The organism is Roseibium sp. (assembly GCF_025698965.1).
In the GTDB taxonomy this organism is placed as follows: domain Bacteria; phylum Pseudomonadota; class Alphaproteobacteria; order Rhizobiales; family Stappiaceae; genus Roseibium.
Genome location: NZ_JAILWL010000230.1, coordinates 1 through 10,237, shown reverse-complemented (window position 1 = coordinate 10,237; position 10,237 = coordinate 1). Strand labels below are relative to the sequence as shown.

12 protein-coding genes are annotated in these 10,237 nt (G+C 53.9%); 4 read left to right on the top strand and 8 right to left on the bottom strand.

Annotated elements, in window-relative coordinates; genetic code table 11:
- The coding region (locus K5905_RS18375) for a hypothetical protein (protein WP_297586438.1) at nucleotides 1–195 on the bottom strand (195 nt) is incomplete at its 3' end.
- A gap of 781 nt (nucleotides 196–976) precedes the next feature.
- On the opposite strand from K5905_RS18375, the gene K5905_RS18370 reads away from it, so the two are divergent.
- Both K5905_RS18370 and K5905_RS18365 read left to right on the top strand, forming a co-directional pair.
- A complete protein-coding gene (locus K5905_RS18370) occupies nucleotides 977–2,212 on the top strand; it encodes a cytochrome P450 (RefSeq protein ID WP_297586436.1) in 1,236 nt (411 codons plus the stop codon).
- A gap of 81 nt (nucleotides 2,213–2,293) precedes the next feature.
- The gene (locus tag K5905_RS18365; RefSeq protein WP_297586434.1) at nucleotides 2,294–3,487 is read left to right on the top strand and encodes a glycerophosphodiester phosphodiesterase family protein; all 1,194 of its coding nucleotides are present in this window, start codon (nucleotides 2,294–2,296) and stop codon (nucleotides 3,485–3,487) included.
- Nucleotides 3,488–3,568: 81 nt separating this feature from the next.
- Here K5905_RS18365 and K5905_RS18360 read toward each other — a convergent pair whose 3' ends face one another.
- The 6 genes from K5905_RS18360 to K5905_RS18335 all read right to left on the bottom strand — a co-directional run bounded on the left by K5905_RS18360 (nucleotide 3,569) and on the right by K5905_RS18335 (nucleotide 8,040).
- Nucleotides 3,569–4,159 carry a MerR family transcriptional regulator gene (locus K5905_RS18360; protein WP_297586433.1) on the bottom strand — a complete coding sequence of 197 codons (591 nt, stop codon included), beginning with the start codon at nucleotides 4,157–4,159 and terminating at the stop codon, nucleotides 3,569–3,571.
- Nucleotides 4,160–4,168: 9 nt separating this feature from the next.
- Complete coding sequence (locus tag K5905_RS18355) at nucleotides 4,169–4,483, bottom strand: integration host factor subunit alpha (RefSeq protein ID WP_023003819.1); 315 nt, start codon at nucleotides 4,481–4,483, stop codon at nucleotides 4,169–4,171.
- Between the two features lie 144 nt (nucleotides 4,484–4,627).
- A complete protein-coding gene (locus K5905_RS18350; protein WP_297586432.1) occupies nucleotides 4,628–5,605 on the bottom strand; it encodes a beta-ketoacyl-ACP synthase III in 978 nt (325 codons plus the stop codon).
- On the bottom strand, nucleotides 5,602–6,666 hold the full coding sequence (plsX, locus tag K5905_RS18345; protein ID WP_297586430.1) for a phosphate acyltransferase PlsX: 1,065 nt from the start codon (nucleotides 6,664–6,666) through the stop codon (nucleotides 5,602–5,604). Before plsX ends, K5905_RS18350 begins: the two co-directional genes overlap by 4 nt.
- A 216-nt stretch (nucleotides 6,667–6,882) precedes the next feature.
- Nucleotides 6,883–7,455 (bottom strand): DUF177 domain-containing protein, encoded by a 573-nt coding sequence (locus K5905_RS18340; protein WP_297586428.1) that lies wholly within the window; start codon nucleotides 7,453–7,455, stop codon nucleotides 6,883–6,885.
- A gap of 36 nt (nucleotides 7,456–7,491) precedes the next feature.
- Entirely contained in the window at nucleotides 7,492–8,040 is a 549-nt protein-coding gene (locus K5905_RS18335; protein WP_297586427.1) for a ubiquinol-cytochrome C chaperone family protein, read from the bottom strand.
- Between the two features lie 125 nt (nucleotides 8,041–8,165).
- On the opposite strand from K5905_RS18335, the gene K5905_RS18330 reads away from it, so the two are divergent.
- The gene (locus K5905_RS18330; RefSeq protein ID WP_297586425.1) at nucleotides 8,166–8,603 is read left to right on the top strand and encodes an outer membrane protein assembly factor BamE; all 438 of its coding nucleotides are present in this window, start codon (nucleotides 8,166–8,168) and stop codon (nucleotides 8,601–8,603) included.
- 299 nt (nucleotides 8,604–8,902) lie between these two features.
- On the opposite strand, the gene K5905_RS18325 is transcribed toward K5905_RS18330, so the two are convergent.
- A complete protein-coding gene (locus tag K5905_RS18325) occupies nucleotides 8,903–9,754 on the bottom strand; it encodes an AraC family transcriptional regulator (RefSeq protein WP_297586423.1) in 852 nt (283 codons plus the stop codon).
- Nucleotides 9,755–9,890: 136 nt separating this feature from the next.
- On the opposite strand from K5905_RS18325, the gene K5905_RS18320 reads away from it, so the two are divergent.
- Nucleotides 9,891–10,237, top strand: a 347-nt coding sequence (locus K5905_RS18320) for a cupin domain-containing protein (protein WP_297586421.1), incomplete at its 3' end; no start/stop codon positions are given.

Sequence of the window (10,237 nt, the reverse complement as noted above, 5' to 3'; positions counted from 1 at the left end):
ACCGTAAATCCGTTTCAATTGTGCCCGGTGGTATTCCAGGTAGGACATGCCCCCTGTGTCGAACAACTGGCTGCAATAGAACGAAATCGGTTCTCCTTTTGACAACGCGACGTGGCAAAATCCGTTGTGGCCATTGAAATCGAAGAACCTGCCTTGAAAGAAGGGTGTTACCTCCTTGCCGCTGGTTTCCAACAAAGGTGTTACTTCGTTGAAATCCCGGAGAACCCGGACGGTACATCCGAGGTCATATAGCTTCGAACGGCACGTAGAATACGCATTAAACAGAACGGAAACGTCTTCAGGCCCCACAAAACCCCCCACTATCCCGCGTCATTCAAACGTGTGCTGCAATGACCGAGAAATGGCAAAAAAGTTCACATCATTCTCCGCACTCTCGGACCGGACGAGGGTCGGACAAGTGCTATTATTCCGGCAACCAGGCAAATCTAGGTCATGGTGAAGCGGGTAACCCTGTACAGACCGCGTGGGCAAGGCATTGATATTAGGAGTTCGGCACCAATGCTCAAGCCGGCATACTAATAATCGTTTCCGGCGCTCATTTCTAGAAATATTGATTAATATACCAATAAATGAAGTCAAAATAGCAAATTATTCAATCGCCAATTCCATCAATTTCTAATGAGTTTTTTTACGTATTCATCAATCTCATCGCAACGCAGCAATATGTCCCTGCTCATTAGTTGCTTCTTCACGCAAATACTCCAAAAGGTTGTTTTTATTGACTTGTGTTCGTCTTGTAACCGAAGACAATCTATCTGATTTGACGCAAAGGTCGCAGACTTCCCCGTGACGACGTTCTGCCATGCCCCGGCGGCTCCGAGCCCCCACCTGAACATCGAGAAAGTTGCAGACAAATTGCAACGCCTTACGCTTTTCGCTTGCACATGGCCGGGTAAATCTCCGACGCTGACCAGATCGAAATTTCAATCACAACAACGACCCAGAATACCGTCCTATGAGCAAGTCCACGTCCCTGTCCTTTGCCCCGTTGTCGGAAGCATTTGCGCAAGATCCACATCCCTTTTACGCCGCCCTGCGCGCTAAGGACGGCCTGACCTATTTCGAGGACTTCGACATTTGGCTCGCATCCAGATTTGACGATGTTTCCGCAATCGTCATGCATGAGAGGATGGTCCGTTCGATGGAACATGTCGCCAGTCTCGAGGAGATCGCCGAGCAGAAACGAACCGGGAACTGGCACGACATGCCGCATCATTCCCGCTTCGTGCAGTTCTCGCTGCTCGACAGCGACGGTGAAGTCCATGACCGGCTGCGCAAACAGGTCTTCAAGCTTTTCACCCCGGTGATGGTCAACAAGTTGCGCGATGATATCCAGGCCTATGTCAACGGTCTGGTCGACGGCTTGGCTGAACGCGAAGAAATAGATTTCATCGAGGACCTTGCAGCGCATGTTCCCGGACACATCATCGGCCGGATACTGGGAGTTCCGGATGAAGACTGTCCGCAGCTTCGGGTCTGGTCCGAAAACATCGTACAGTTTTTCGACATTGACCGTTCGGACGAACGGAAGGATCTGGCGGAGCGCAACACGACCGAGTTCTATCAATATTTGCAGGAGCTCAAGGCAAAGCGGGAAAAAACCCCTGGAGACGACCTTTTGTCCCTGATGATCGACGCCGAGCGTCAGGGTCACATGAATCACGACGAGTTTTTTTCAACCGCAATGCTGATCCTGATGGCAGGCCACGGTTCGACAATCGACGTGCTTGGCAGCGGCATGCATGCACTTTTAAAGTTTCCTGGGGAATTACAGCGACTGCGAGATGATGCCAGCCTGATGAAGACAGCCGTCCAGGAAATGTTCCGCTACGAATCTCCCCTGCCCTTTTTTCATCGATATTCAACCGAGGAGGTTGAAATCTGCGGTCAGGCCTATCCGCGAGGCACGAAATTCGGCGTTCTGTACGGCTCCGCCAATCGGGATCCGAAACAATTCCCCGATGCCGACCGTTTCGATGTCGGCCGTACGCCAAATTGGCACATAGCTTTCGGACGCGGCGCCCATTTCTGCCTCGGCAACCATCTTGCGAGGCTCGATATGGACATCATCTTTTCAACGCTGCTGAAACGCTTCAAGACGATTGAGCTGGCGGAAAGAATTCCCGTCTACAAACGCGGGCTATCGGTCAGGGGACCGGAAGCCCTGCGGATCAGATGGATGGCAAACTAATCGGCGCTCCCGCATTGTAACCGACCGCGTCAACGCTATTTGTTGAAACTCCCACTCCTCCTTCCCTTCCTGGATCACATCATGCGCATTTCAGCTTTTGCTCTGCTTGGATTGGCAATTTCATCTACTGCTTTTGCAAGCGACGTTGAGCTAGGCCCCCGACCGGCCTATCTCGTCAACCTGATGGAAGACAGCCCGTTGAAGACCAGGCTCGCGGCTTGTATCGGGCAGCCTGTAAAACGGACGGACTTTTCGATCAGCCACAGGGGGGCACCACTGCAGTTTCCAGAACATACGGAAGAAGGATATCGCGCCGGAGCCATGATGGGTGCCGGTATTCTCGAATGCGACGTGACCTTCACCAAAGACAAGGAACTGGTCTGCCGTCATTCCCAGAACGACCTGCACACGACCACAAACATTCTGGCGACAGACCTCGCGGACAAATGCACCACTGGTTTCATACCTGCCAATGGAGGCGATCCGGCATCAGCCGAGTGCAGAACTTCCGATCTTACGCTTGCCGAGTTGAAGTCCCTTCGCGGCAAGATGGACAGTGCCGACAAGGCCGCCACGACTGTTGAGGACTATATGCGAGGCACGGCGCCCTGGCGCACGGAACTCTACGGCGAAACAGGCGCTCTGATGACGCATCGGGACTCCATCGCGCTCTTCAAGGATCTGGGTGTGAAATTCACGCCGGAGCTCAAGGCACCGAAGGTCACCATGCCATTTGAAGGGCTCGCGCAGACCGACTATGCCCAGATGCTGATAGACGACTACAAGTCAGCAGATGTTTCCCCACAGGACGTATTCCCGCAATCCTTCAATCTTGAGGATGTTCTTTACTGGATCGAGAACGAGCCTGAATTCGGCAAACAGGCGGTCTATTTGGACGGCCGGCGTAACATCGATCCGATGGACCCGTCTACTTTCTCGCCCTCGATGGCGGACCTGAAGAAGATGGGCGTCAACTATATCGCTCCTCCCCTTTGGGTTCTGTTGACGCTTGAAGAAGGCAAGATCGTACCCTCCGCCTATGCAGAGGCAGCCAAGGAGGCAGATCTCAATCTGATCACCTGGACACTCGAACGTTCTGGACCTCTGTCCGGCGGTGGCGGCTGGTACTACCAGAGCGTATCGGATGCCATCGATGGCGACGGCAAGATGCTGGAAGTGGTCGACGTGCTTGCCCAGGATGTTGGTGTGAAGGGCATATTCTCCGATTGGCCGGCAACGACCAGTTTCTACGCGTCCTGCATGGGACTGGACTAATCAGGTTTTTCGACGCGCGAAATCAACAACGCTGCCTGATTTTCGCAGGCAGCGTTTTGGATCTTAATGCAACAGAGAACGTTAGCGGGCCTGATCCAGTGTCCGCTTGCATTCCAGCAATTCGAATAAAGTTGCCTGCAAGCGCCTGATATCTTCTTTTGAAACCGAAGTCTGTGCCGTCGTCGCGGTTGCACCAGGCTTCTCACCGCGAAGCCGGCTCAAAATATTGAGACCGCCGGACTGCGCAGTTGCCGATGCATCTGGTTCATCATCAGCCAAAACGCCGCTTGGAAGAGGTTCCTGATGCCCGTTTTCCACGGGTTGCGGAACCGGTTCAGGCGTAGCAACTTGCACAGGTTCAACGGGCTGAGCGGGTTGCAGCTGTGACGCATCTTCCCGCCAAATCTGCATTACGAAGCGTGGACCCTGTTCTTTCAGAATCCGCTGCACGCCCTTGATTGTATAGCCTTCGCCATAAAGCAGATGGCGAATGCCCTTCAGCAGCTCAACATCATCCGGACGGTAATACCGCCGCCCCCCGCCTCGCTTCAACGGCTTGATCTGGGCAAAGCGTGTTTCCCAGAACCTCAGCACGTGTTGAGGCAAGTCAAGATCATCAGCGACTTCGCTGATAGTTCGAAAGGCGTCCGGGCTTTTGTCCTGCGAGCTCATTCGGTCTTGTTATTTGCTGGCCTGTCCCGTGAGCGCATCGTTAATACGCTGCTTCAACACGTTGGACGGCTTGAACACCATCACACGGCGCGGTGAAATCGGTACTTCCTCGCCGGTCTTCGGATTTCGTCCGATGCGCTCTCCCTTTGAACGCACCACAAACGAACCGAAGCTCGACAATTTTACCGATTCTCCAGTCACAAGACAGTCAGAAATTTCGGAAAGTACACGTTCGACCAATTCAGATGACTCGGTCCGCGACAGGCCCACTTTTTGATAAACGGCTTCACACAGATCCGCTCGGGTAATAGTCCGATTGCCCATAACCCCTCCACAACGATGCCAGCGATCTGGCTGATTTTGCAAGAGAACTCCAATGCAAGACCCTACGGTACGGCCTCTCGGCGGGTCGGTCAACCGGTACTCGACATCCTAGATACGATTTGTCAGCTAAAGGTTGGTTGGAGCCTACACACGAAGCAGCACTGATCCCCAGGTAAATCCACCGCCCATGGCTTCCAGCATCACAAGATCGTTTCTTTTGACGCGTCCGTCCTTCACGGCGGTATCAAGGGCCAAAGGAATCGATGCTGCGGAAGTGTTGCCATGCAGATGCACCGTCGTGACAACCTTCTCCGGAGCGATTCCCAGTTTCTTGGCACTCGCATCGATGATGCGCTTGTTCGCCTGGTGCGGAATAAACCAGTTCAGATCATCCGAAGACAGACCCGTTGCCTTGTAAGCGTCTTCAATCACGTCGGTGATCATGCCGACGGCATGTTTGAAGACTTCGCGACCTTCCATGCGCAGGTGCCCCACTGTCTGGGTGGCGGACGGGCCTCCATCTACGAACAGTTTTTCCTTGTGGCGTCCGTCGGACCGCAAATGCGATGTCAGAATGCCACGATCGCTGTTGAGGCCTTCCCCCTCTGCTGCCTCAAGGACGACGGCGCCCGCGCCATCGCCAAAGAGCACACAGGTCGTGCGGTCTTCCCAGTCCAGTAGGCGTGAGAAGGTTTCTGCACCGATCACTAGGCATTTTTTCGCAATCCCGGCGCGGATATAGGCATCGGCCGTTGTCAGCGCATAGACGAAGCCGGAACACACTGCATGGACGTCGAAGGCGCAGCCATGCGTGATGCCGAGTTTGGCCTGCACGGTGACTGCTGAAGCGGGAAAAGTGTTATCCGGCGTTGCGGTTGCCAGAATGATGGTGTCGATATCGGAAGCTTCAAGCCCGGCGCTTGCCAATGCCCCTTTTGCAGCCTCCAGCGCCAGATCGGAGGTAACCTGTCCCTCGGCTGCAATGTGCCTCTGCTTGATCCCGGTGCGCTGAACGATCCATTCGTCAGACGTGTCGACCATCTTGGCGAGATCGTCATTGGTCAGAATTCTTTCCGGCAGGTAGCTTCCGCTGCCGGTCACGATTGAACGGATTACGCTCACAAATCACCTTCCGATGTCGGCGCGGCTTCTGCGAAGCGGCCGCGATGGTAATGCACAAGATCCTGAGCGATCTTGTGGGTCAGTTCGTTCTTAACCATGTCATAGGCCAAATCAATCGCCGAGGCATAGCCCTCGGCGTCTGTTCCGCCATGGCTTTTAATCACAATGCCGTTCAGTCCCAGGAACACGCCGCCATTGACCTTGCGCGGGTCCATTTTCTCGCGCAGCAGATCAAAGGCGCCTTTTGCAAAGAGATATCCGATTTTGGACATAAAGGTGCGATTCATCGCCGAACGCAAGTAACTGCCGATCTGTTTGGCCGTTCCTTCCGCGGTTTTCAGTGCAATGTTGCCGGCAAAACCTTCAGTCACGACAACGTCCACGGTGCCTTTTCCGATATCGTCGCCTTCAACAAAGCCGGCATATTCCAGCGAGCGCAGCGGTGTCTCCCGCAAGAGCCGTCCAGCTGTGCGGACTTCCTCCAGACCCTTGACCTCTTCAACACCGATGTTCAACAAGCCGACGCTCGGTCGCTGTACACCCAAAAGCGCACGCGCCATCGCACCGCCGAGAATTGCAAAGTCGATGAGTTGCTGGGCATCGGCACCGATTGTCGCGCCAACATCCAGCACGACGGATTCGCCGCGAGTTGTCGGCCAGATCGCGGCGATGGCGGGACGCTCGATATTCGCCATGGTGCGCAGGCAGAATTTGGACATTGCCATCAAGGCACCGGTGTTACCTGCAGAAACGGCAACCGAGGCTTCACCTGTTTTCACCGCCTCAATGGATCGCCACATGCTGGACCGCCAGCGCCCCTGGCGCAGGGCCTGGCTGGGTTTGGTGTCCATTGCAATGGAGACTTCGCAGTGATGCAGCGTCGAAGCGTCACGCACTCGCGGATATTGCTCCAACAGCGGACGGATTACGTTTTCATTGCCATAGAGAAGGAAGCGAATGTCGGGATGACGGACAAGCGCAATTTCAGCTCCGGGAATGACAACTTCTGCCCCGTGATCGCCGCCCATAGCATCCAAGGAAATCGGAATTGTTTTCGCCATTTATTAAGGTCTTTTGACGTTTCGCTACCAAGAACAACACCGGACGGTGCACCCACACGTATCCCACGGTTAAAGCGGGAGCCCAGATCGGGCGCGAACATAACGGTTTTGGCAAGACTGACAACCGTTTTCCTTGAAGTCGAAGGAACTGACGTTGAAAACCCCCTGTGAATTGTACCCTTGGTAGGGCCATACCGCGGTCAGAGAATGTTTGTTTCAGTCGTCGGCCTTGTCCTTCAAAGCCTGCAATGCGGCGAAGGGTGACGGTTTTTCCTCTATTTCTTCGGGGGCTGTTTCTTCATCTTCATCGGTGCCATCAAATTCAACGCCGGGCTTGCGTGGAAAAGGGTCCAGAGACAAGGCAAGTTCCTCGCAGATGACCGCTCCGAGATCCAGAACACCATCGAGAATGACGTCGGGCGGATCAAGGGTTTCCAGATCGATCTCGATTTCACCGTCCTCATTCAGATCCCTGATCTTGCGCGGTTTGCTGGAATGCGGCTCGAAAGTTCTGTCCACATCGAGTTTGATGCGGCTCTCAAACGACTCAAGCGACACGACGCATGTCTGGACAATCGTGGCAGTTATCGGCCCGACAACGCGGACACCGGCCTTGCGATAAGGCTTCAGTACAAAATCCGCCTTCAATTCGTTGATACCGTCAAGATCATAGGCAGCGGCGATCGCCTTCAATCCGGCCGCGTCCGGTTCGACGGTGACGCCTTCATCCTTATCAATGACGCGGCTGGCATTGACCGTGAAGGAATAGGGAAACGTTTCAGTTGCCATTGTCTTCTTTCTTCTTTTTCAGCTTGGCAGTCTTGTTCACACGGAGATATCTTTGAAATCGTCCGGATCCGGCCAGTCCAGTTTTCCCGTCATGAGATCCTGCGTTGGCTGCTCGGTCAAACGCTTCGAAGCTTCAAGGATATAGTGAGCCAGCCGTGTCTGTGCGACCGGTTCGGGAGAATCGGGATAAATATTGCGTCCGATGGCAGCGGACAGTTCTTCAATGTTTTCGCTTTCGATGGCCGGAATATAGGCATCCGCCCTGCCATAAAAGGCTTCTCCCATGACTTTCACCTTCTTCGGCACGCGCGTGTCGCTTACGCCCATTTCCCGCAGAGAAGCATCCATGTCCTGAAAAAACAGATCGAAAACGTTTTGAGTGAATTCGGAAATCTCTTTCCCTTCCCCCCGCATGCGCCGGAAATAAAGCACAGCATGAGCGACAATCAGGTCGAAACGGCCATCGATGGTGTCTGGCACGAGAAAGTCCGTATAAAAAGCCGGTTGCCGCGCTTGAGCCACGATTTCACAATAAACCTTGTGCTCAGCTTCACGGGATCGGCGGCGGAACAAGCCAAAAACCATGTCCGTCTCCTTAAAGGCGAGAATTAACTCAGGTGTTGCCTTGTGCCCTAACCCACGATACTGAATTTGCCAAGCAACGAAATTCAAAAGCTGCCAGACCAATCTGGCGAAACGGGACTTCTTAAATGAACTTCAAGGCAAGCGCCCTGATCATTCCGCTTCTGGCCACACTACCTCTTGGCGGCTGTTTTACATCCACCTATACGCATGGGCATGTGATTACGAACTCCATGCTCAGCCAGGTTCAGGTCGGTTCCAGTCGTGAACAGGTGGAGCTGGTGCTGGGCTCACCGTCGACAACATCCAGCCTTGCAGGCGACGCTTACTACTACATTTCGCAAAAAACAGCGACAACGGCCTTTCTGGCTCCGAGCATCGTTGAACAGCGTGTCGTGGCAATTTATTTTGACGACGATGGATTTGTACAGGACCTCGGCAACTACACGCTCGAGGACGGCAAGATCGTCGATATCGTCACACGCGAGACCCGTACGGGCGGTGCCGACTATGGCTTCCTGACACAGATTTTGCGCGGTGCGACAAACCCGGGCTTAAGTCTCTAGGACTGAACTGTGTTGCTGAGATGCTGCAAAAGCCTCGGTCGGCTTGACCGGGGCTTTTGATTGATCATTTCAAGCGAGAGGGGATTCCGGTCAAGCGGGCCGGAATTCCGGTTTCAAATCCCCTCGAAGGCTTCTCGCGTTTTCTATGCCTTTCCTGGACTTTGCATCGTTCTCAACTTGCTCTTGTCGCGTTTTTTTTGAACGGGTTGGTCAATCTTTCAATTCTAACCTCTGGCGTCCTTTGCCGGCCCGCGTCCGAATAGTCGACGAACCAACACCTGCACCAAGATGCATCTCCTTTAGACGGTGTGCGAAACAAGGCGCTGCCAGTGTCCTGGAGAGATGCCGTAACTAGCCTTGAAGCACCGGGTCATATGTGACTGGTCGCTGAAACCGGTCGCAAGTGCTGCATCCGTCAAACTGAAACCGGTCGCAATTTTTGCACGTGCGCGGTCGAGCCGGCGCATCATCAGATACCGGTAAGGACTTGTGCCCAGAGCTTTTCGGAACTGGCGCGCCAATGAAAACCGATCCTGGCCCGTTATCACTTCGAGCTGACTCGACGCGACCGTACTGTCGTAATTGGCATCAAGATATTCCCGCGCACGATCAATGGCATTCACGTCAATAAGACTGGTGGAGGCCCGATTGACAGACTTGTCATTGGCAAGCAGACCGTCTGCCAGTAGCCCTGCAATTTCATCAAGAGCAATCTGCTCCAGCTGAGTATCCATGTCCGAAAACGCTGCTTGGATTGCCTGCATCAGCTTCGGGTCGTCCAGGACTGCGTCTTTTACGAACGGGAGGGCTAATGTCGAGGATACGAGTGCGTCGCGGACAAGGGACGGCTCGATATACATCATCCGGTAGTGGAAACCTTCCTCCGACCCGGCCTCTCCGTTGTGCACCTCGTCAGGATGCAGAACGATGATGCGCCCCGACGTGCTGTCCGCGCGCGAACCACGATAGTCAAAACTCTGTACACCGCGAATGGTGAACCCAATTGCATAGGTGTCGTGCCGATGCGGCGCATAGGCCTCCCCTGAAAAAAAGGCTTCGATTCTCTGGATGCCTTGTTGCCATGGTGCTGCTCGAACCCAGTCATCCGCGCACGATCGTTCAAGACCGGGGGTGACGTCTCGTGTTCTCATGGCTTTGGGACTTTTTACGGACGTGATCGGTCTTCTCCCGGATTGATCATCTGACATTAGTGCAGATATCGACACCGTTTCAAACCACGCAAGGGATTGGAACACATCTTCGCATGAAGAAAGCAGGAACACGCAGATGAAACCTATCAATCTCTCAGAAAAACTGGCCCAAATCTCGAGCCACTGGGATCCACATGTAATCGCGGACTATAACCAGAATGAGATTATGGTCGTGAAGTTCTTCGGCGAGTATCCGTTCCACAAACACGATACGACGGACGATTTCTTTTTTGTCCTTGAAGGTGAGATGGTAATGGATATCGAGGGAGAACCTCCTCGCGCGGTCAAGGCAGGCGAGCTGTTCGTCGTGCCGAAAGGCGTTGTCCATCGACCACGAGCCGAAAAAGAGGTCAAGGTGCTTTTGATCGAACCCAAGGGAGAGCCCAATTCAGGAGACTCCAATCGAGAGCCCGCCCCCAAACC

What these genes read in the sequence shown, in the direction of transcription:
- K5905_RS18340 (WP_297586428.1), bottom strand. Translation starts at nt 7,455, where the DNA reads ATGGCAACTGAAACGTTTCCCTATTCCTTCACGGTCAATGCCAGCCGC.
- plsX (WP_297586430.1), bottom strand. Translation starts at nt 6,666, where the DNA reads ATGGCGAAAACAATTCCGATTTCCTTGGATGCTATGGGCGGCGATCAC.
- K5905_RS18360 (WP_297586433.1), bottom strand. Translation starts at nt 4,159, where the DNA reads ATGAGCTCGCAGGACAAAAGCCCGGACGCCTTTCGAACTATCAGCGAA.
- K5905_RS18355 (WP_023003819.1), bottom strand. Translation starts at nt 4,483, where the DNA reads ATGGGCAATCGGACTATTACCCGAGCGGATCTGTGTGAAGCCGTTTAT.
- K5905_RS18325 (WP_297586423.1), bottom strand. Translation starts at nt 9,754, where the DNA reads ATGAGAACACGAGACGTCACCCCCGGTCTTGAACGATCGTGCGCGGAT.
- K5905_RS18330 (WP_297586425.1), top strand. Translation starts at nt 8,166, where the DNA reads ATGAACTTCAAGGCAAGCGCCCTGATCATTCCGCTTCTGGCCACACTA.
- K5905_RS18370 (WP_297586436.1), top strand. Translation starts at nt 977, where the DNA reads ATGAGCAAGTCCACGTCCCTGTCCTTTGCCCCGTTGTCGGAAGCATTT.
- K5905_RS18365 (WP_297586434.1), top strand. Translation starts at nt 2,294, where the DNA reads ATGCGCATTTCAGCTTTTGCTCTGCTTGGATTGGCAATTTCATCTACT.
- K5905_RS18335 (WP_297586427.1), bottom strand. Translation starts at nt 8,040, where the DNA reads ATGGTTTTTGGCTTGTTCCGCCGCCGATCCCGTGAAGCTGAGCACAAG.